The organism is Caulobacter sp. DWP3-1-3b2 (genome assembly GCF_049896325.1).
GTDB lineage: Bacteria > Pseudomonadota > Alphaproteobacteria > Caulobacterales > Caulobacteraceae > Caulobacter.
This window is the reverse complement of the sequence record NZ_JAFCUB010000004.1, coordinates 185,210-204,567: the sequence shown is the minus strand read 5'-3', so window position 1 is coordinate 204,567 and position 19,358 is coordinate 185,210. Positions and strand designations below refer to the sequence as shown.

Genomic DNA, 19,358 nt, shown 5'->3' with positions numbered 1-19,358 from the left:
ACAAAAGCGGGGAGCCCGGCGTTCCGGACTCCCCGCTTGGGTTCGTCTGTCCGGATCGTCTTTCTTGAGGAAAGCGCGACCCGGTCTCTACGCGGTTCGCGCTATTCGGCGGCCTGGGCCACCGGAGCCGCTACATTCACGTAGGTTCGGTTGTTGCGCTTGGTGATAAAGCCCACCGCGCCCTCGATCAGGGCGAACAAGGTGTGATCCTTGCCTATGCCGACATTGGCGCCCGGATAGAACTTGGTGCCGCGTTGCCGGATGATGATGTTGCCGGCGAGCACCTTCTGGCCACCGAACTTCTTCACGCCAAGGCGACGGCCAGCGGAGTCGCGGCCGTTGCTCGAAGAGCCGCCTGATTTCTTGTGAGCCATAGTGGCCTCCTAGGTCCTGATCCGGTTTCTCAAATGAGACCTGGATCGAGCTGATCGTTTATTGAAACCCGCGAGGGTCTCAGGCTTGCGCTTCCGGGGCGGCTTCGGTCGCGGCCGTCTTCGGCGCGGGCTTCGGCTTGGGAGCGGTGGTTTCGGCTTGCGCCTTGACCGGCATGGTCGGGATCGTCGCCGGAACGGCGGCGTCACCCAGGCCGCGGGCGCGGGCGTTGAGGATGACCTTGGGGGTCAGGTCGATGACGCCTTCCCACTTGGTTTCCTTGCCGCCGCCAGCGACCGAGGTCACCCGCACGACCGACTCGGTCTGGCGGTGGCCACGGGTCCGGCGATAGCCTTGACGGCGGATCTTCTTGAAGATCTTGACCTTCTCGCCCTTGCGCGTTTCGAGCAGGGCGCCGGTCACGACCGCGCCTTCAATCAGGGGAGCGCCGATCGTCACGGCCTCGCCTTCGCCAAGCATCAGGACTTCGCTGAAAGCGACTTCCGAGCCCGGTTCACCGTCGAGCTTTTCGACAACCAGCAGATCGCCGGCTTGGACCCGGTACTGCTTGCCGCCGGTTTTGATCACCGCGTACATAGGTTAGCGCCTTAAGAAACGTGCGTTCGCAAAATAGGGAACGCCCGCCAGGAAACCCAGCGGGCGAGGGGGCGGACTTATACAGCCGGCGCCCGTTGAGTCAACGGCGAGATGAGACATTCCCGTGGCCGGTTAGCAACGCCGAGGACGGGATGCGGGAGTCATTTGAGGCTAGCGTGTTACAATATAACAGGCTAGAGGGTCGGGGGTGAATACGACCTTCTTCGCCTCCGTCGCCGCCACCGGTTTCGCCGTGGCCTTCCTGCACGCGGCCCTGCCCACGCACTGGCTGCCATTCGTGCTGGTCGGGCGGGCGCAGAAGTGGAGCACGGGCCGCACCCTGGGCGTCACCTTGCTGGCGGGCCTGGGCCATGTGGGCCTGACCATCGTGCTGGGCCTGGCGGTCGTGGCCGCCGGCCTGGTCGCCGAACCTCATCTGGGCGGCTATTTCCACTGGATCATCGGCGGGCTGATGGCGGCGTTCGGGGCCTTCTATCTGCTGCGGGGCCGCCACAGGCACGCGACGATTGACGCCAGCCGCAAGTTCGCCTCCGACAGGGCGGCGATCACCGCCTTGGTGGTGCTGCTGACCCTGTCGCCTTGCGAGGCTTTCCTCCCCTATTACTTGGCGGGGATGCAGCACGGGGTGGCCGGCTTTGTGGTGCTCAGCGCCGTGCTGCTGACGGCCACCTCAGCGGGCATGCTGCTGTTCACGGGCCTGAGCCTGGCGGGATTCAACCGCCTGGGCCTGGCGCGACTGGAGCAGTATGAGGAGACCATCCTCGGCGTGGCGCTGATCGCCATCGGCGCGGCGGTGGCGTTTCTGAAGACCTAAAGGGCTCAATCGGTTCACTCCTTTTCCGTCTCCCCGGCCTGCGCCGGGAAGACGGATGTGGGCGGCGACGACAGGCAATTGAGCCCACCGCTTCCCCCCAGCCCTCACAGCTCCTAAATAGCGCCCATGACCAACACCGCTCCCTCCGGCAAGATCCCCGTCACCGTGCTGACCGGCTATCTCGGCGCCGGCAAGACCACCCTGCTCAACCGCATCCTCACCGAGGACCACGGCAAGAAATACGCCGTGATCGTCAACGAGTTCGGCGAGATCGGCATCGACAATGACCTGGTGGTCGGGGCGGATGAAGAAGTGTTCGAGATGAACAACGGCTGCGTCTGCTGCACGGTGCGCGGCGACCTGATCCGGGTTCTGCAGGGCCTGATGAAGCGCCAAAAAACACAAGGAGGGCGCGGCTTCGACGCCATCATCGTCGAGACCACGGGCCTGGCCGATCCCGGCCCGGTGGCCCAGACCTTCTTCGTCGACGAGGACGTCAAGGCCCGCACCTATCTCGACTCGGTCACCGCCGTGGTCGACGCCAAGCACATCCTGCTGCGCCTGGGCGACTCCAAGGAAGCCGTCGAGCAGATCGCCTTCGCCGACCAGATCGTGCTCAACAAGACGGACCTCGTCTCGGAGGACGACCTGCGCCACGTCGAGGCTCGTATCAAGCGGATCAACCCCCTGGCCCCGATCCACCGCGCCCAACGCTCCAATGTCCCGCTGGACGCCATCATCGGCAAGCACAGCTTCGACCTGGAGCGGATCACCGAGTTGGAGCCGGAGTTTCTGAACCCGGGCCATGGCGAGGCCGGTCACGTTCACGACGAGCACTGTGGCCATGATCACCATGATCACGGGCACGACCATGGCCACGTGCATGACGAGCATTGCGGTCATGACCATCACGACCACGGCGCCAAAAGCGACATCCATGATGACGGCGTGAAGGGGATCTCCCTGACCCTGGACCGTCCGATCGACGGCCAGAAGATCACCGTCTGGCTCAACGAGCTGCTCGCCAAGCGCGGCCCCGACATCCTCCGCGCCAAGGGCATCATCGACGTCCAGGGGGAGGACCGCCGCCTGGTGTTCCAGGCCGTGCACATGATCCTGGAAGGCGACTTCCAGCGGCCGTGGACGGAGAAGGACAAGCGCTACAGCCGGATGGTGTTCATCGGCCGCGACCTGGACGAGGCCGAGCTGAAGGCCGGTTTCGAGGCGACGGCGGCTTTGTAGCTCACGGGCTTGCCCCCACCTGGCGACGCAGTCGCCAGGTGGGGGCAAGTGCGCCGTCGCACTATCCCAGTGGCTAGTGCAAATCCTCGTTGATGATCCCGACCTTGGTCCAACCTCCGGTGTGGACCGCGTTGATAACGCCCATGAACGCCTCATAGGGCACATCGGCCTGGGCGCTGATCATCACCCGCTGCTCCTTGCGGGCCCCGGCTTGACCCTCGGCGACGAACTTCTCGCTGAGATCGCCGGCCAGGGTCTTCAGGCTGGTCGGCTGGCCCGCCAGGAACAGCGCGCCCCCGTCCTGGATGGCGATGAACACCGGCTCGCGCGGCGAGGGCTCGTTGGAGGCTGGCGGCAGGTCGAGGCGGATATCGGTGGTGGCCAGGGGGACGGCGACCATGAAGATAATCAGCAGCACCAGCAGCACATCCACGAAGGGCGTGACATTGATTTCGGCGTTGTGGCGCACCGTATGCCGCCCGCCGCCGCCCGAAAGTTTCGCCGCCATCGCCCGCCTCCTGCAAGAAGAACTTACAGTCGTAGTTTAAGCGCTTTCAAGACCCTGTAAAGCAATAAAACTACGGGCGTAAAAACCTGGAAGCAAAAAAGAGGCCGGACGCTGATGCCCGACCCCTTATCTCAGGCGATCGTCGAAGGACCCTAGTGGATGTCTTCGTTGATCAGGCCGACCTTGTACCAGCCCGAGGTCTGCAGCTGGTTCAGCACGCCCATGAAGTCGGCGTACATGACGTCGGCGTCGGCGCGAACCATGACGCGTTGGTCTTCCTTGCTGCCGGCTTGGCCGTTGGCGGCGAATTTGCCTTCCAGGTCGTATTGCAGGGTGTCGAGGCTGGTCTGCTTCTCAGCGACATAGAGCGCGCCCGACTTCTGGATCGAGATGAAGACCGGCTCTTTCGGCTTCGGCGCGTTCGGGGGCGGCGGAACCGCCGGCGGAAGGTCGACCTTGATCGCCACGGTCGCCATCGGCACGGCGACCATGAAGATGATCAGCAGCACCAGCAGGATGTCGACGAACGGAGTGACGTTGATTTCGGAGTTCTGGCCCAGGGAGTAGCGACCGCCACCACCGCCGGAGAGTTTAGCCGCCATAGCCTGACTGTCTCCCAAGGGCCGCAACAGACGCGGTCCCGCAATTGTTAGATGGCCACGTCTGGCTCAGACGGGCGACGAAGTAAAGCCCGACGACGCGGCGCAATGGCAACCCCTTTTGTGAGTCTTTTTAACCGAACACCGTTCAGACGGGCCTTTGCCGGGTCCCGGCTCGCTTTCCACGCGACTAGGCGCCCGGAGCGAGGCGGGGTATGGCGCGCGGATGATCTATTCGTTCGACGCCTATGTCACCGCCGCCCTGTTCGACCGCGCCGACCGCGCGACCTTCGCCCTGGGTGACGGCACCGTTCGATTCGAGGAGGCCCAGGAAAACGGGGAGAGCGGTTTCGTCACCGTCGAGGCCCATGACGGCGCCGTGCTGGCCGCCGCCGTCCACCCGTCGGGCCGGGGCGTGATCACCGGCGGCGATGACGGCAAGGTGGTCTGGAGCCGGGTCGAGGGCGACGAGGTGGTCGCCACCGTTATCGCCGAGGTCAAGGGCCGCTGGATCGAGAATGTCGCCACCAGCGCCGCCTCCAACCTGATCGCCTTCACCGCCGGCAAGGAGGCCCACGTCCGCGACGCGACGGACGCCAAGTTCCTGCGGGTGTTCACCCACGACAAGACCGTTTCGGGCCTGGCCTTCGACCCGAAGGGCAAGCGCCTGGCCACGGCCGGCTATGGCGGGGTGTCGCTGTGGTGGGCCCGTATCGAGGGTCAGAAGCCGACGGTGATGAAGTGGGCCGGCAGCCATATCGCCGCGATGTTCAGCCCGGACGGCAAGTTCCTGGTTTCCTCGATGCAGGAAAGCCAGCTGCATGGCTGGCGGCTGAGCGACGGCAAGGACATGCGGATGGGCGGCTACCCGGCCAAGATCAAGAGCCTGGCCTTCTTCGACAAGGGCAATCTGATGGTCACGGCCGGCGCCAATGGCGCGGTGGTCTGGCCGTTCGCCGGCGCGAACGGTCCGATGGGCAAGGAGGCCGCCGAGATCGGTTTCTCGCGCGACTCATTGGTGGTGCAGGTGGCGGGCGTCGAGGCCCTGCCGGTCGCCATCGCCGGCCAGGACAACGGCAAGATCTGGGGCGCGCACATGCGCTCGGGCCGTATCGACACCTTGAAGGCCGAGAAGGGCGCGGCGATCAGCTCGCTGGCCGTTTCCGCCGACGGGACGAGGCTGGCCTGGGGCGACGAGGACGGCGAGGCGGGTATCATTGCGATCCCGGCGATGGACACGCGGTTCTAGGGCGTGAGGACAGGCGCATGCGCCGGTCCTCACGCGCCGCCAATCCCCTCCACTCCTGAGCGGAGTGCTTTTTACAGCCCCGCCAGCACCTTCACCACCGCCGCCACGGTCGCCTCGTGCGTATCTCTCAGTCCGTCCGGCACGAAGCCCAGCTTGTAGGCCAGGCCGTCATGGCCCCCGGCCACGCCCATGGTCATCGGCCCGCTGAACGAGCCGTGCACCTCGGTGACCCCCGTCCGCGCCACCAGTTCGGCCACATTGGCGGGATTGACCCCGCCGCCGGCCAGGATGGCGATGCGGCCGTCCGCCTGCGCCACCAAGGCGGCGATGCGCTCCGCCCCGGCCAGGGCGTTGTGGGCGCCGCCGGACGTCAGGATGCGCTCGAAGCCGAGGTCGATCGCCGACTCCAGCGCCGCGGCCTGGTCGGGGACCAGGTCGAAGGCGCGGTGCAGGGTCACGCCCAGGCCCTCGGCATGGGCGACCAGCATCGACAGCGCCTCGACGTCCAGTTCACCTGACGCCAGGTTGGCGCCGATCACCACCCCGGCCAGGCCGGCGTCGCGGACGGCGTCGATGTCGCGAAACAGGGCGTCCAGGTCGCGGTCGTCATAGACGAAGTCGCCGTGGCGGGGGCGGAGCATCGGATAGATCGGGATCTCGGCCTCGGCGGCGATGGCCATCAGGCTCGGTGCGGGCGTTAGGCCCTGAAGGGCGAGGGCCGAGCACAGTTCGATCCGGTCGGCCCCGCCGGCGATCGCCGCCGCCAGTCCGGCCGGCGTATTAACACAGGCTTCCAGGATCACGCGCTTGGACATCTTCGCCTCGTCAGGACCGGTGGACTCTCGAAGGGCCTCTTGGAGCACAACCCGGGCGAAACGGGGAGGGGCCCTATTCGAACCCCCGCATCACCCCCCAGGCCTCGAACGGGTCGCGGCGCGAACGCCAGTTATTCACAGGATTGGCCTCGTCGCGGTAGCCCAGGGCCATGCCGCAGAACAGCATGTGGTCCTCGGGCAAGGCCACGAAGTCGGCGACCAGCTTGCCGTAGACCGACCAGAATTCCTGAGCGCAGGTATCCAGCCCTCGCTCCGTCGCCAGGAGCATCAGGCTCTGCATGTACATGCCGATGTCCGACCACTGCGGCGGCCCGCATCTGCGGTGCACCGAGAAGAACAGCGCCACCGGAGCCCCGAAGAACTCGGCGTTGTAGGCGAACTGCTGCAGACGCCGCAGCTTGTCCTCGCGGGGAATGCCCAGGGCGCCATAGAGGTCCTCGCCGACCTGGTAGCGGCGAGTGCGCAGAGGCTCCCACAGGTTCGGCGGATAGACATCATATTCTGGCTCGTCGCGGTCCATCAGCCGGCCGGCGACCAGGGCCTTGAACTCGGCCAGGGGCTGGCCGCTGAGGGCGTGCACCGTCCAGGGCTGGAGGTTGCCGCCCGAGGGCGCGCGGGCGGCGGTTTCCAGCAACGCACGGACGACGTCGCCTGGCACCGGATCGGGCTTGAAGGCGCGGACCGACATGCGGCGTTCGACGGCTTCGGTGACGTTCATCGCGAGCTCCCTGGCCGATGCGCGCTAAGGCTCGCGACAGACGGTCCCGGCTTGGCTAGCATCCGGCCGCAACGTCAATGCAAGAGCCCTTGGGCAAGAGGCGATCCGTGCGGGTTCTGATGCGTAACAGTCTTCTGGCCCTGTTCATCGTGCTCGTGGCCGGGCCGGTGCTGACGGTGATCGTCTATCGCTTCGTGCCGCCGCCGGCCACGCCGCTGATGATCATCCGCGCCATCCAGGGCAAGGGCTGGAGCCACCATTGGCGTTCGATCGACCAGGTCTCGCCGACCCTGCCGCGCGCCCTGATCGCCGCCGAGGACGCCCAGTTCTGCGATCACCATGGCTTCGACATCGAGGCCCTGCAGAAGGCCTATGCCAATAACGAGAAGGGCGGCAAGATTCGCGGAGGCTCGACCATCAGCCAGCAGACCGCCAAGAACGTCTTCCTGTGGCCGGGCCGCTCCTATGTCCGCAAGGGGTTGGAGGCCTATTTCACGGTGCTGATCGAAACCCTGTGGGGCAAGAAGCGGATCATGGAGGTCTATCTGAACTCCATCGAATACGGCCCGGGGCTCTATGGCGCGGAGGCCGCGTCCCAGGCCTATTTCAAGGTCGGCGCGGACCAGTTGACGCCGCTGCAGTCGTCGCGCTTGGCCGCCATCCTGCCTAGCCCACTAAAGTGGAAGGCGGTCGACCCCGGCCGCTATGTCAAGAAACGCTCCAGCCGGATCGGCAAGGCCTCCGGCGCTGTGCGCCGCAAGGGCCTCTCGGCCTGCGTGGCCTAGGAGGACGCCATGGCCATCGCCCCTGGGCCGACCCTTGAGACAGAACGCCTGATCCTGCGGCCCCCGGCCGCCGAGGACCTCGACGGCTGGGCCGAACTGATGGCCGACCCCGTGGCCGCTCGCTATATCGGCGGGGTCATGACCCGGTCGCAGGCTTGGCGGGCCATGGCGACCATGGCCGGGTCGTGGGCGCTGATCGGCTTTGGCATGTTCTCGGTGATCGAGAAGGACACGGGCCTGTGGCAGGGCCGGATCGGACCGTGGGCGCCGGAGGGCTGGCCTGGCACCGAGGTCGGCTGGAGCCTGCATCCCCGCGCCCAGGGCAAGGGCTACGCCGTGGAGGCCGCGGTCGCCGCCGTCGACTTCGCGGTCGACACGCTGGAATGGACTCGGATCGTCCACTGCATCGACCCGGCCAATACGCCTTCGATGCGGGTGGCGGAGAAGATCGGCTCGCGGTTCCTGGAAATCGGACGGCTGCCGGAGCCGTTCCAGGACGCGCCGATCGAGCTGTGGGGGCAAACGGCGGATGAGTGGAAGGCGCAGCGCGGCTGAACCCTGAACCGCTCATCCCGGCGAATGCCGGGATGAGCGGTGTAAAAATCAGCCTTCCAGCGGCCGGGCATGGGCCGCCCGGGCTCACCCCGACCGCACGAACACCCGCGTGATCCTCGGATCGATTTCCCGGATCGCCACGGCGAAATCATCCCCGACTGTCTCGATATCGACCGCCGTCAGGGTGTCGCAGAAGTCCAGGGTGACGCCCAGCAGGATCTCGCTGGGACCCAGATGCATGCTCAGCACCCCGGCGACGCTGTCGATCCGCAGGTCGGCGGCCAGCATGGCGCGGACGTCCTCGACGACGCGCGGCGAGGCGGATTCGCCGGTGAGCAGGCTGCGGGTTTCGCTGGCCAGGAAGATCGCCACCAGCACCAGCAGCACCCCGATCGCCGCCGAGGCCGCCCCGTCCGCCCAGGGCAGATGGAGATAGGTCGAGCCGGCCACGCCCATCGCCGCGATGGCCAGACCGGCCAGGGCCGCTCCGTCGTCCAGCAGCACCGGGAAGGCCCAGAAATAGACCTCCATGCCGTAGCCGAACGGCTAGGTCTCGCTAGGCGGCTTTTTCGCGCGAGCCAGGCCCAGGAGCAACAGGCCCTGGTTGCCGGTGTCGACGCTGGAATGGATGGCCTCGGTCAGCATGGCCGAAGAGCCGGTCAGGACGAAGGCCGCGAACTTGGTGGCGGCGATCGCAAGGCGCCCGGCCAGGGCCGCATAGACGACCGTGGTCGAGCCTTTATGAGATCCCGTCGCGGCCATGCGGGCCGAACGCGGCGGCGGGGGCCGCTGGTCCGTCAGCGCAGCGTCTACACCCGGTTGTAGGGATAGCGGTCGCGGATCATCCGTTGAAAGAATCGACCTTTGGACGGGGCGCGGGCGAAGGCCTCGGTCACGCGGGGCGGCACCCCGACATAGACGTATTCGTCGCCGTCATTGAACGTGACGAACAGTTTGCCGTGTTCGGGTTCGTAGTCGATTTGGCGGATCGCCGTGGAGTCAACGCGCATGGCAGAAAGCCTCCGCATGAGGAGCGTCTGTCCATAAGAGCGCGCGGCGAAGGGAGGCGGTTCCCAAGGCCGGTCGGCGCCGTTTAGGGTGCAAGGCGCGGCGAAATAGGGTCTAGTCCCCGGTGCCAAGGCCCCGCTTCGATGGGCTGGGGGAGAGAACGCACATGCAGCCGCATTCCTGGGTCGCCATCGTCACGCTGGTCGCTCTTCTCGTCTATGTCTGGATGGTCCTGCGAGTGGCGGGCGCCCGGAGAAGCACCGGCATCAGCGCCCCCACCATGACCGGTGATCCGGTGCTGGAACGGCATATCCGCGTGCAGGCCAACACCCTGGAATGGCTGCCGCTGTTCCTGCCGTCGCTGTGGCTGTTCGCCGTTTATTGGAGTGATCTGGTCGCCGCCGTGCTGGGCGTGATCTGGATTGTCGGGCGAATCGTCTACGCCATCGGCTATGTGGCGGATCCGGGCAAGCGCGAGACCGGGTTCACCATCCAGGCCCTGGCCACCGCCGTGCTGCTGTTCGGCGCCCTGGGTCGGGTCATCTGGATCCTGATGGTGGTCGGCAACTAGAGCCGGCTTTCCCGGCGGGCGCGGTCTGGCTATAGGGCAAGCCATGCCTCTGCCCGTCGATCCCGCCCGCTACAGCGCCTTCCTGGTGACCATGTTCGTCATGGCCATCACGCCGGGGCCAGCCAATCTGTTCGCTATCGCCACGGGAATGCAGAAGGGCAAGGCTGCGGCCCTGCTCGGCGTGGCGGGCATGAACGCCGCGACCTTGACCTGGTTCGCTGCGGCGGCTCTGGGGCTGGCGACCCTGATTATCGCCTTCCCCCAGGCCTTTCATCTGTTGGCCTGGGCCGGCGCGGCCTATCTGGTCTGGCTGGGGATCAGGTCCATCCGGTCGGGGTTGAAGCCAGCGGACCATACCGGCCAGCATCGCGCCTTCCAGATGAGCCGTTCGGCGTTTCGCGACGGTTTCGCCGTACAGATCGCCAATCCAAAGATCCTGCTGTTCTTCGGCGCGGTGTTGCCGCCCTTCATCGACATCCATCGGCCGCTGGCTCCGCAACTAGCGATGTTCGCGGCGGCCACCATTGGCATGGACCTGATCAGCATGAGCGCCTACGGCCTGGGCGGCGCGGCGCTGTCGTCACGGATGAACGAGCCGACCTTTCGCCGGGGCTTCGCCCTGCTGGTCGGCGTGCTGCTGATCACGGCGGCCGGGCTGATCGTCTCGCGCGGCTGATCGCGTTGTCACTAAAACGCTACGGCCTTGGCGAAACCACAAAGCTGCGCCATGCATTGAGCCTTATGGGACGAAATGACTCCTTCGAAGGAACGCGCCATGACGATTCGCAAGGCCATATCCGGAAAAGCCGGACTGGTCGCTGCCGTGGCGCTCGCCGCCCTCTTGACGGCCTGCGCCACCGCTACCCCCTACCAGCCGAACCTGCCCGGCCAGACGGCCTCGGGCGGCTTCACCGACCAACGCCTCGAGGGCGACCGCTATCGGGTCACCTTCGCCGGCAACAGCCTGACCTCGCGGGAAACCGTCGAACGCTATCTGCTGTATCGGGCCGCCGAACTCACCACCCAGCAGGGCTATGACTGGTTCGAGACCGCCGACCGCCGCACCGATCGCGACGCCCGCACGGTGATCGAAAGTGATCCCTTCGGCCGTCCGTTCGGCTACTACGGCGGCGGCGGCGGCGGCGGCGGCGGCTACGGCTACGGCTACTGGCGTCCGGCCTGGCGCTATTACGGCGCTGGTTACGGTGGCTGGCGTTCGTGGGATCCCTACTGGGGCGATCCCTTCTTCGCCAGTCAGGCCGAGGTCCGGACCATCCAGAAGTTCGAGGCCAGCGCCGAGATCGTGATGCACAAGGGCGTCAAGCCGGGTGGCGATCCGAGGGCCTACGACGCGCGTCAGATCATGGAAAACCTGACGCCCAGCGTTCAACGGCCGGTGGCGAAGTAACCTTCTTTCCTTCTCCCCTTGCGGGGAGAAGGAAGCTGGCGCCTATCGCGGCGCCATGCGGATGCCGCCGTCCAGGCGCACGTCTTCGCCGTTGAAATAGTCGTTGGTGATCATCGTCAGGGCCAGGTGGGCGTATTCCGCCGGGTTGCCCAGGCGCTTGGGGAACGGCACCGAGGCCGCCAGCCCCGCCTTCACCGCCTCGGGCGCGTTGTTCATCAGTGGGGTGTTGAAGATGCCCGGCAGGATGCAGTTGACGCGGATGCCTTCGCTCATCAGGTCGCGAGCGATCGGCAAGGTCATGCCGACCACGCCGCCCTTGGACGCAGAATAGGCCGCCTGGCCCATCTGGCCGTCTTCCGCCGCCACCGAGGCGGTGTTGACGATCGCGCCGCGCAGGCCGTCTTCCAGGGGCGCCAGGTCCAGCATGCCCTTGGCCGACTTGGCGATGCAGCGGAAGGTGCCCACCAGGTTGATCTGGATGATCATGTTGAAGGCGTCGAGCGGGAAGTGTTTGGTTTCGCCGGTGGCCTTGTCCCGGCCAGCGGTCTTGGCGGCGTTACCGGTGCCGGCGCAGTTGACGAGGATGCGTTCCTGGCCGTGGGCGGCGCGGGCCTTCTCGAACCCGGCGTCGACGTCGGCGTCAGAGGTGACATTGACCTTGCAGAACACGCCGCCGATCTCGGCGGCGACCTTCTCGCCGGTGGTCTCGTTCATGTCAAAGATCGCGACCTTGACGCCCTGGGCGGCGAGGGCGCGGGCGGTGGCCTCTCCGAGGCCCGAACCGCCTCCGGTGACGACGGCGGCGACGGTGTTGTCGAGTTTCATGGACGTTTCCTCTTTGGTTGCGTTTAACTGGAACCTTGAGGAGCGGTTTAACCCGATGAGCGCCGACGCCAAACCATCCCCCGACGTCAATCCGGGTTTCAAGCCGGACGACGTGCTGGATCCCAGGAAGGCTCTGGTCCCCGCGACCGTGCGGGTCAACGAGCAGCGCGTGACGCGCGGCTTCTGGCCGAAGATCCGCAAGGTGGCCTCCAAGGCGCCGTTCGCGGCCGAGGCGCTGTCGCTTTGGTGGTGCGCCCGGGATCCCACGACGCCGGCTTCGGCCAAGGGCATGATGTTCGCCGCTCTGGCCTATTTTGTGCTGCCGACCGACGCCATTCCGGACATCCTCCCGGCCGTCGGCCTGACCGACGACGCCGCAGTGATCGCGGCGGTCATCGCGATCGTCGGCCGAAACCTCAAGGCCCGTCACAAGGATGCTGCCAAGGCCTTCCTGACCAAGATGGGCGACGATGACTGACAGCGGATTGTGGGCGGCGGCGGCCGTCTGCGCGCTTTTCTATGGGCTGCTGTTGGTCGAGCGGCCGCCGTCGTTCATGCGCGCCGTGGTCAAGACCGCGGCCACTGGCGCCCTGGCGGTGCTGGCCTATTGGCAGGGTGGCGGACCGCTGCTGGCCATCGCCCTGGCGCTCTGCGCGGTGGGCGACGCCTTCCTGGCCGGCGATCCCAAGCGCTGGCTGCCGTTCGGCCTGGCCGCCTTCCTCGCTGGCCATGTCGCCTATGCGCTGCTGTTCTGGAAAGAGCGCGGGACGGTGGACGCGCTCTTTTGGGCGACGGCGCCGCTGGTCGTGGCGGCCGCAGCGGTCATGCTGTGGCGGCTCTGGCCCTCGCTCGGCGCGCTGCGGCCGGCGGTCGTGGCCTATGTGGCCGCGATCGTCGCCATGGTGACGCTGAGCCTGCTGCTGCCCCACGCCCGCTGGCCCGCCGCGCTGGGGGCCCTGGCCTTCATGACGTCCGACGCCGTCCTGTCCTTCGACCTGTTCAAGGGCGCCAAGCTTGCGGGATCGACCCGATTGACGGCCTGGGCGGTATGGTTCCTCTACTTCGGCGGCCAGGCGCTGATCGCCTACGGCATGTTGCGGTAGGAGAGCGTGATGGCCCTGTTCGAGACCCGTCCGATCACCGTATCGATCGCCCGGGCCTCCGCCGAGGTCCATGCCTTCGCTCAGCCGCCTGAAACCTTCCCGAAATGGACGGCCGGCCTTGGCGCGGACCTGACCCGCGACGGCGACCGCTGGATCGCCCACGGCCCGGACGGCGACGTTCATGTGCGCTTCTCGCCGGAGAACCCCTACGGCGTGCTCGACCACTGGGTGACCCTGCCGGACGGATCCGAGCTGTCGATCCCGCTGCGGGTGGTGGCCAATGGCGACGGCGCCGAGGTGACCCTGACCCTGTTCCGCGCCCCGGGCATGGACGATGCGGCCTTCGCCCGAGACCAAGGCCTCGTGGCCAAGGACCTGGCGACCTTGAAGGCGCTCATGGAGGCTTGATCGGAGCGAAGCTTAAGCTCCTCCCGCTGTTGGGGAGGCAGCGCGAAGGCGCCGGTGGGGGCGTGGTCACACGTCGGCCAACGCCCCCTCCGTCGATCTACGATCGACACTTGCCCCACAGGGCCCCAAAGGGTGAGGCACTATCCCATCAAGCGCCCGCGCCAGGCTTCCCGCAACGGCCGCGAACACCACGTCGCCGGGCGTCCAGATAGTCCAGCACCTGCCCCCTGCCCCCCTGCCCCCCTGCCCGACGGCCGCCCCTTTCTCCCCCTTTAACGGAAGACGGTCGCCAAGCGACCCGTAGGGAGCAAGTATTGGCCGCCTAGAGCATTTTTCGAGCGAAGTGGTTTCGGTTCGCGTGAAGAAAAATGTGTCAAAACAGAATATTAGAGCTCACGGCCTGACGCAGTCAGGTCGGGAAATGCTCTATAGCCTGCGGAGCACCGCATCGCCCATCTGAGCCGTGGTCAACGCCCCGCCCAGGTCCCGTGTCCGGGCTCCGCCTTCCAGCGCCGCCTTGACCGCCGACAGCAGCGCATCAGCCGCCTCAAGGCGGCCCAGCGACCAGCGCAGGGCCATTTCGAACGACAGGATGGCGGCCAGGGGATTGGCCACGCCCTGGCCGGCGATGTCGGGGGCCGAGCCGTGGATGGGCTCGTACAGGCCTGGCTTGCCCTTGGCGCCCAGCGCGGCTGAGGGAAGCATGCCCAACGAGCCGGTCAGCATGGCCGCGGCGTCCGACAGGATGTCGCCGAACAGGTTGTCGGTGACGATGACGTCGAACTGCTTGGGCGCGCGGACCAGCTGCATGGCGCAGTTGTCGGCCAGGATGTGCTCCAGCTCGACATCGGCATAGTCGCGGGCGTGCAGCTCGGTGACCACCTGCTTCCACAGCAGGCCGCTTTCCATGACGTTGGATTTCTCGGCCGAGGCCACGCGGTTGCTTCGGCCGCGCGCCAGCTCGAAGGCCACCCGCGCCACGCGCTCGATCTCGGCGGTGGTGTAGACCTGGGTGTCGACGCCGCGTTTCTGGCCGTTTCCGAGATCCTCGATGCCGCGCGGCTGGCCGAAATAGACCCCGCCCGTCAGTTCACGGACGAACATGATGTCCAGGCCCGAAACCAGCTCGCGCTTCAGGCTGGAGGCGTCGGCCAGGGCCTCGAAACAATAGGCCGGGCGCAGGTTGGCATAGACGTCCATCTCCTTGCGCAGCTGCAGCAGGCCGGCCTCGGGTCGCAGGTGGCGCGGGGCGTCCTTCCATTTGGGACCGCCGACCGCGCCCATCAGCACCGCGTCGCTGGCCAGGGCCGCGTCGCGCACCGCGTCGGTCAAGGGCGTTCCGTGCACGTCATAGCTGGCGCCGCCATAGAGGGCTTCGTCAATCTTCAGATCCGGGGTGAGGGCGGTGGCCACGCGGCGCACCTGCGCGCAGACCTCGGGGCCGATCCCGTCACCGGGCAGGAGCAGGAGCGTGGACATCGGAGGGCTCTCTTAGATGGCGCGATAGGCGGAGACGTCGAAGGACGCCATGTTGCGGTCGTGGACGCCCAGCTCGGCGCAGCTTAGCCGCCAGGCGGCCATGTGCGGGCTGGCGCGGTGGAAGGCCAGGGCGGCCTCGTCGACGAAATGCTCGTAGACCCGGATCAGGCCGGGGTCGAGCGAGTCCTCGGTCAGGGCGTAGTCCAGGCAGCCGAGTTCGGCTCGGCTGCCTTCGACCTGGGCTTGCAGGTGAGGCCGCAGGTCGGCCAGGCGCTCGGGCGCGACGCGGATCGTGCCGGCGAGGATCAGGGTCACTGCCCTAGGCTTCCAGCCACGGCCGATCCAGCGCCCGCTTGCCTTCGTACACATCGATATCGGCGCCGTGCATCAGGGTTTCGCCGATGAAGTCCAGGCCCCGCAGCATCTTGTCCTTGCGCACGGGATCGATGTCGAAATGGAAGCTCCGGCCCGACGGCGAGATCACCGTCTGGGCGGCCAGGTCGATGCTGACCATGTGGTTGCCGCCCTTGGCCTCGTCCATCAACTGGGCGACCTCCTCGGGCTTCAGCACCACCGGCAGCAGGCCGTTGTTGAAGCAGTTGTTGTTGAAGATGTCGGCGAAGCTGGTCGAGATCACGCACAGGATGCCGAAGTCCATCAGCGCCCACGGGGCGTGCTCACGCGATGACCCGCAGCCGAAATTGTCTCCGGCGATCAGCACGGACGAGCCCTTGTACTCCGCCCGATTGAGCAGGAAATCGGCGTTCTCGCGGCCCTCGCCGTCGAAGCGGAAGTCGTAGAAAAGCCCCTTGGCCAGGCCCTCCCGCTCGACGGTTTTCAGGAACTGCTTGGGGATAATCTGGTCGGTGTCGATATTGGCCAGCGACAGCGGCGCCGCGCGACCGTCGAGACGGGTGAAGGCTTGCATCAGACGGTCTCCGTCAGGAAGGTGCGCACATCGACCAGATGTCCCGCGATCGCCGCCGCCGCCGCCATGGCTGGCGAGACCAGGTGGGTGCGGCCAGCGCGGCCCTGGCGGCCCTCGAAATTGCGGTTGCTGGTCGAGGCGCAGCGCTCGCCCGGCTGCAGCTTGTCGGGGTTCATGGCCAGGCACATCGAGCAGCCCGGTTCGCGCCAGTCGAAGCCCGCGGCCTTGAAGATGGCGTCCAGCCCCTCTTCCTCGGCCTGTTCCTTGACCAGGCCCGAGCCCGGCACGACCATGGCCGTGACGTGGGGCGCTACCAGGCGGCCGTGCAGGAAGGCTTCCTGCACCACGGCGGCGGCGGCGCGCATATCCTCGATCCGGCTGTTGGTGCAGGAACCGATGAACACCCGGTCGATACGGGCCGCGCTGATCGGCTGGCCGGCGGTCAGGCCCATATAGTCAAGCGCCCGGTGGGCGGCGGCGCGCTTGCCGGGCGTGGCGAAGCTTTCCGGGTCGGGCACATTGCCGGTCACCGGGATGACGTCCTCTGGCGAGGTGCCCCAGGTGACCATCGGCACGAGCGCCGAACCGTCGATCACCACGGTGCGGTCGAAATGGGCGGCGGCGTCGCTGGCGAAGCTCTTCCAGTGGGCCAGCGCCATCTCCCAGGCCGCGCCCTTGGGGGCCGACGGCTTGCCCTGGATATAGGCGAAGGTCTTGTCGTCGGGCGCGATAAGCCCAGCCTTGGCCCCGCCCTCGATGGTCAGGTTACACAGGGTCATGCGACCTTCCATCGACAGGGCCTCGATGACCGGGCCGGCAAATTCGATGACATAGCCCGTGCCGCCGGCCGTGCCGATCTCGCCGATCACGGCCAGCGCGACATCTTTCGCCGTGACGCCGGGGCCAAGCTGGCCGTCGACGCGGACCTTCATGTTCTTCGACTTTTCCTGGCGCAGGGTCTGGGTGGCCAGGACGTGCTCGACCTCGGAGGTGCCGATGCCGTGGGCCAGGGCTCCGAAGGCGCCGTGGGTCGAGGTGTGGCTGTCGCCGCAGACGATGGTCATGCCCGGCTGGGTGCGGCCCTGCTCGGGACCGACCACGTGGACGATGCCGTTCCTGATGTCGCCCATCGGGAAGAACTCGATGCCGTTGTCCTGGACGTTGCGCGCCAGGGTCTGGAGCTGCAGCCGCGCCTCTTCGTCGGTCACCGCGTCGACGCCTAGGGCCTGGCCCTGCGTCGGGATATTGTGATCGGCCACGGCCAGGGTGCGGTCGGGTCGGCGCACCTTGCGGCCCGCCGCGCGAAGGCCGGCAAAGGCCTGCGGCGTGGTGACTTCGTGGATCAGGTGCAGGTCGATATAGAGGATCGCCTCGCCGTCCTGCTGACTGACGACGTGGGCGTCCCAGATCTTGTCGTAGAGGGTCTTGGGGAGGGTCTTGGGTGCGGAGCTCATGATACCCGCGCATCTAGGCCTTGAGCGGGGGCGCGTAAAGCGGCCAGCGCTCAAAATTCGAGGTCGATCGCGGCGCTCGCGGTCGTTCGTGCCCCCAGAGGCACAGCGCGAGTCGCCATGGCGCAGTTTCTTGCCTCGAATGGCCTATTCGGCAGCGTAGACCAGGGGGTGGGCATGGGCCCACAGGTGGGCGCGGTAGGTATCAAAGCACTGCTCGCCGCAGATCAACCGCATCACCGCGCCCTCGGCGATGTGCCGGGCGCAGTCGGGATTCTCGGTGACCAGCGGGATCAGGGCCTCGGCGTTCCAGGCCTTGGAGTGCTCGACGTCGAGCACAGCGTGCAGGGCGAAGTACTTGCGCACCTCCGGCGCCACGCCGACCCGCTTGAGGCCGGCGTCGACCAGGGCCACGCGGCCTGGGGCGGTCAGCTCGACCACGCCCAGGGCGCCGACCGACTGGTAGGTGTAGCGACGGGTGGTGGCGAAGGCGGTCATGGCGTTGGCCAGGGCCAGGGACTGCCACAGGGTGAAGTCGATGGTTGGCGTCAGGCCGAGCACCGCGGTGGTTCGGGTCAGCATCGGGCCGTGCATGCCATTGGCGTTGCCGCGGCCCATCTCGTCCCAGTAGTTGCGGGCCAGTTCCAGCTTGGCGCGGTCCGACAGCTTGACCTGGGTCAGGGCGACCAGGTCGTCGAACCCGGCTTCGCCAGCGGCTTCCTGGGTCAGGAACCACTTCAGGTCCTCCAGGCTGGCCTCGACCTCAAGCCAGTCGAACAGCGGATCGCCTTGGCCGGGGCCGAACGCCTTGAGGTCCTCGAACCAGCCGATGAAACCGTCAGGATCGGTCGGCAGGTCGGCGACCATGGGCGCGATAGAGGCGCGGAACTGCTCGACGAACTCGCCTTCCAGCCGCTTCATGCGCGCTTCCTCAGCCACTTCCGCGCGCCAGCCGGCGGTGGGGGTCGCCACCGCCATTCGGCGATGGTTCCAGTGGGCCAGACCGCGATGCAGGGCTTCGGCGTCGGGAAATTCGGGGGTGAAGAGACCCAGGTTCGCCAGGCGTTGACCACCAAACATCTTGCTCTCCGTAGACTATCCATGGGGCGAGACGGCGACCGAGGGTGCGCCGAGACTCATCTTGGGAAGACGTAACGGGATTTCAGGCCAGGTGTTCCTGAGTTACTTGACTGACAGAGGCGGCGTCGCAGACGCCAACGAAAGAGGGCGCGCTCGGTGGCGCGCCCTCGTATCGTTATTTGGCTTCGAGACCTGAGGTCATTAAAGCCGGCCACACCTTGCAAGGGAGCGGTCTGAAAGCCCGTCGCCGAAGCGGTGGGGGTAGTTCATCAAACACCCCAGAACAATGTTCTGTCAACATGTACGTGCGGATGCACTAAAGCTTGACCTTGGGCGAGCTCGAAGAAAAAGGCCCCGGCGTTTCCGCTGGGGCCTCGTTCGATCTTGCAGAAACGGTCAGGCCTATTCGGCGATGACGGTCTTGTCCTTGCGGACGGTGGCGCGTTCGGCGATCCGGGCCGACTTGCCGCGACGGTCGCGCAGATAATAGAGCTTGGCGCGACGCACGACGCCGCGACGCTTCACTTCGATGCTTTCGATGTTCGGCGACAGCAGGGGGAACAGACGTTCCACGCCTTCGCCGAACGAGATCTTGCGGACCGTGAAGCTCTCGTGGATGCCGCCGCCCGAACGGGCGATGCAGACGCCTTCATAGGCCTGGACGCGCTCGCGCTCGCCTTCCTTGATGCGGACATTGACGCGCAGGGTGTCGCCCGGTTCGAATTCCGGGATGGCGCGGGCCGAGAGCAGACGCTCGGATTCAACGCGCTCGAGTTCCTTGATGATATTGATAGCCATGTC

At 66.7% G+C, this 19,358-nt stretch carries 27 protein-coding genes; 11 read left to right on the top strand and 16 right to left on the bottom strand.

Annotated features, from left to right (window positions below):
* Positions 1-101 precede the first annotated feature (101 nt).
* Together rpmA and rplU are read right to left on the bottom strand one after the other, a co-directional pair.
* Positions 102-374, bottom strand: coding sequence for a 50S ribosomal protein L27 (gene rpmA / locus ACP7AG_RS04815; RefSeq protein ID WP_426010866.1), 273 nt, complete (start codon positions 372-374; stop codon positions 102-104).
* Between the two features lie 79 nt (positions 375-453).
* On the bottom strand, positions 454-969 hold the full coding sequence (gene rplU, locus ACP7AG_RS04810; protein WP_426010867.1) for a 50S ribosomal protein L21: 516 nt from the start codon (positions 967-969) through the stop codon (positions 454-456).
* Between the two features lie 208 nt (positions 970-1,177).
* Between rplU and ACP7AG_RS04805 the strand changes: the two genes are divergently transcribed.
* Positions 1,178-1,804 (top strand): hypothetical protein, encoded by a 627-nt coding sequence (locus tag ACP7AG_RS04805; protein ID WP_426029962.1) that lies wholly within the window; start codon positions 1,178-1,180, stop codon positions 1,802-1,804.
* Between the two features lie 126 nt (positions 1,805-1,930).
* Positions 1,931-3,046: a CobW family GTP-binding protein gene (locus ACP7AG_RS04800; protein WP_426029961.1), complete on the top strand. Its 1,116-nt coding sequence runs from the start codon at positions 1,931-1,933 to the stop codon at positions 3,044-3,046.
* Positions 3,047-3,119: 73 nt separating this feature from the next.
* Here ACP7AG_RS04800 and ACP7AG_RS04795 read toward each other — a convergent pair whose 3' ends face one another.
* On the bottom strand, positions 3,120-3,554 hold the full coding sequence (locus ACP7AG_RS04795) for a biopolymer transporter ExbD (RefSeq protein WP_426029959.1): 435 nt from the start codon (positions 3,552-3,554) through the stop codon (positions 3,120-3,122).
* A gap of 152 nt (positions 3,555-3,706) precedes the next feature.
* A complete protein-coding gene (locus tag ACP7AG_RS04790; protein WP_426029958.1) occupies positions 3,707-4,156 on the bottom strand; it encodes a biopolymer transporter ExbD in 450 nt (149 codons plus the stop codon).
* A 223-nt stretch (positions 4,157-4,379) separates the two neighbouring features.
* Between ACP7AG_RS04790 and ACP7AG_RS04785 the strand changes: the two genes are divergently transcribed.
* A complete protein-coding gene (locus ACP7AG_RS04785; protein ID WP_426029957.1) occupies positions 4,380-5,402 on the top strand; it encodes a WD40 repeat domain-containing protein in 1,023 nt (340 codons plus the stop codon).
* Positions 5,403-5,473: 71 nt separating this feature from the next.
* Here ACP7AG_RS04785 and ACP7AG_RS04780 read toward each other — a convergent pair whose 3' ends face one another.
* Positions 5,474-6,217 (bottom strand): copper homeostasis protein CutC, encoded by a 744-nt coding sequence (locus ACP7AG_RS04780; protein WP_426029956.1) that lies wholly within the window; start codon positions 6,215-6,217, stop codon positions 5,474-5,476.
* A 73-nt stretch (positions 6,218-6,290) separates the two neighbouring features.
* Positions 6,291-6,956 (bottom strand): nitroreductase, encoded by a 666-nt coding sequence (locus tag ACP7AG_RS04775; RefSeq protein ID WP_426010878.1) that lies wholly within the window; start codon positions 6,954-6,956, stop codon positions 6,291-6,293.
* Between the two features lie 77 nt (positions 6,957-7,033).
* Between ACP7AG_RS04775 and mtgA the strand changes: the two genes are divergently transcribed.
* Positions 7,034-7,741, top strand: a complete 708-nt coding sequence (gene mtgA, locus ACP7AG_RS04770; RefSeq protein WP_426010880.1) for a monofunctional biosynthetic peptidoglycan transglycosylase — start codon at positions 7,034-7,036, stop codon at positions 7,739-7,741.
* Positions 7,742-7,750: 9 nt separating this feature from the next.
* Positions 7,751-8,296 carry a GNAT family N-acetyltransferase gene (locus ACP7AG_RS04765; protein ID WP_426029955.1) on the top strand — a complete coding sequence of 182 codons (546 nt, stop codon included), beginning with the start codon at positions 7,751-7,753 and terminating at the stop codon, positions 8,294-8,296.
* 84 nt (positions 8,297-8,380) lie between these two features.
* Here the strand turns inward: ACP7AG_RS04765 and ACP7AG_RS04760 are convergent, their stop codons facing one another.
* Genes ACP7AG_RS04760 through ACP7AG_RS04750 form a run of 3 tightly spaced genes read right to left on the bottom strand, consistent with a single transcriptional unit; the run spans position 8,381 to position 9,306 of the window.
* Entirely contained in the window at positions 8,381-8,827 is a 447-nt protein-coding gene (locus ACP7AG_RS04760) for a hypothetical protein (RefSeq protein WP_426010883.1), read from the bottom strand.
* Positions 8,828-8,842: 15 nt separating this feature from the next.
* Entirely contained in the window at positions 8,843-9,058 is a 216-nt protein-coding gene (locus tag ACP7AG_RS04755; RefSeq protein ID WP_426029954.1) for a cation transporter, read from the bottom strand.
* Positions 9,059-9,105: 47 nt separating this feature from the next.
* Entirely contained in the window at positions 9,106-9,306 is a 201-nt protein-coding gene (locus ACP7AG_RS04750) for a KTSC domain-containing protein (protein ID WP_426010886.1), read from the bottom strand.
* A gap of 164 nt (positions 9,307-9,470) precedes the next feature.
* On the opposite strand from ACP7AG_RS04750, the gene ACP7AG_RS04745 reads away from it, so the two are divergent.
* The 3 genes from ACP7AG_RS04745 (at position 9,471) to ACP7AG_RS04735 (ending at position 11,283) form a co-directional block, all read left to right on the top strand.
* Complete coding sequence (locus ACP7AG_RS04745; protein ID WP_426010888.1) at positions 9,471-9,875, top strand: MAPEG family protein; 405 nt, start codon at positions 9,471-9,473, stop codon at positions 9,873-9,875.
* Between the two features lie 43 nt (positions 9,876-9,918).
* A complete protein-coding gene (locus ACP7AG_RS04740) occupies positions 9,919-10,551 on the top strand; it encodes a LysE family translocator (protein WP_426010890.1) in 633 nt (210 codons plus the stop codon).
* Positions 10,552-10,650: 99 nt separating this feature from the next.
* Positions 10,651-11,283, top strand: coding sequence for a CC0125/CC1285 family lipoprotein (locus ACP7AG_RS04735; RefSeq protein ID WP_426029953.1), 633 nt, complete (start codon positions 10,651-10,653; stop codon positions 11,281-11,283).
* A gap of 42 nt (positions 11,284-11,325) precedes the next feature.
* Here the strand turns inward: ACP7AG_RS04735 and ACP7AG_RS04730 are convergent, their stop codons facing one another.
* Positions 11,326-12,108, bottom strand: a complete 783-nt coding sequence (locus tag ACP7AG_RS04730) for an SDR family NAD(P)-dependent oxidoreductase (protein ID WP_426010894.1) — start codon at positions 12,106-12,108, stop codon at positions 11,326-11,328.
* Positions 12,109-12,163: 55 nt separating this feature from the next.
* Here ACP7AG_RS04730 and ACP7AG_RS04725 point away from each other — a divergent pair, with 55 nt between their 5' ends.
* The 3 genes from ACP7AG_RS04725 to ACP7AG_RS04715 are packed head-to-tail and all read left to right on the top strand — an operon-like array spanning position 12,164 to position 13,619.
* The gene (locus tag ACP7AG_RS04725) at positions 12,164-12,586 is read left to right on the top strand and encodes a YkvA family protein (protein ID WP_426010896.1); all 423 of its coding nucleotides are present in this window, start codon (positions 12,164-12,166) and stop codon (positions 12,584-12,586) included.
* Positions 12,579-13,211 carry a lysoplasmalogenase family protein gene (locus tag ACP7AG_RS04720; protein ID WP_426029952.1) on the top strand — a complete coding sequence of 211 codons (633 nt, stop codon included), beginning with the start codon at positions 12,579-12,581 and terminating at the stop codon, positions 13,209-13,211. Before ACP7AG_RS04725 ends, ACP7AG_RS04720 begins: the two co-directional genes overlap by 8 nt.
* Positions 13,212-13,220: 9 nt before the next feature.
* Positions 13,221-13,619: an SRPBCC family protein gene (locus ACP7AG_RS04715; RefSeq protein WP_426029950.1), complete on the top strand. Its 399-nt coding sequence runs from the start codon at positions 13,221-13,223 to the stop codon at positions 13,617-13,619.
* A 426-nt stretch (positions 13,620-14,045) separates the two neighbouring features.
* Here the strand turns inward: ACP7AG_RS04715 and leuB are convergent, their stop codons facing one another.
* The 6 genes from leuB to rplS form a co-directional block, all read right to left on the bottom strand.
* On the bottom strand, positions 14,046-15,098 hold the full coding sequence (gene leuB / locus ACP7AG_RS04710; RefSeq protein ID WP_426029949.1) for a 3-isopropylmalate dehydrogenase: 1,053 nt from the start codon (positions 15,096-15,098) through the stop codon (positions 14,046-14,048).
* Positions 15,099-15,110: 12 nt separating this feature from the next.
* Positions 15,111-15,413 carry a putative quinol monooxygenase gene (locus tag ACP7AG_RS04705; RefSeq protein ID WP_426029948.1) on the bottom strand — a complete coding sequence of 101 codons (303 nt, stop codon included), beginning with the start codon at positions 15,411-15,413 and terminating at the stop codon, positions 15,111-15,113.
* 4 nt (positions 15,414-15,417) lie between these two features.
* Positions 15,418-16,026: a 3-isopropylmalate dehydratase small subunit gene (gene leuD, locus ACP7AG_RS04700; protein ID WP_426029946.1), complete on the bottom strand. Its 609-nt coding sequence runs from the start codon at positions 16,024-16,026 to the stop codon at positions 15,418-15,420.
* Positions 16,026-17,480 carry a 3-isopropylmalate dehydratase large subunit gene (gene leuC / locus ACP7AG_RS04695; RefSeq protein ID WP_426029944.1) on the bottom strand — a complete coding sequence of 485 codons (1,455 nt, stop codon included), beginning with the start codon at positions 17,478-17,480 and terminating at the stop codon, positions 16,026-16,028. The genes leuD and leuC overlap by 1 nt, the downstream gene beginning before the upstream one ends.
* A gap of 144 nt (positions 17,481-17,624) precedes the next feature.
* Positions 17,625-18,557 (bottom strand): iron-containing redox enzyme family protein, encoded by a 933-nt coding sequence (locus tag ACP7AG_RS04690; protein WP_426029942.1) that lies wholly within the window; start codon positions 18,555-18,557, stop codon positions 17,625-17,627.
* Positions 18,558-18,959: 402 nt separating this feature from the next.
* A complete protein-coding gene (gene rplS, locus ACP7AG_RS04685; protein WP_426010908.1) occupies positions 18,960-19,355 on the bottom strand; it encodes a 50S ribosomal protein L19 in 396 nt (131 codons plus the stop codon).
* Between the last annotated feature and the right edge of the window lie 3 nt (positions 19,356-19,358).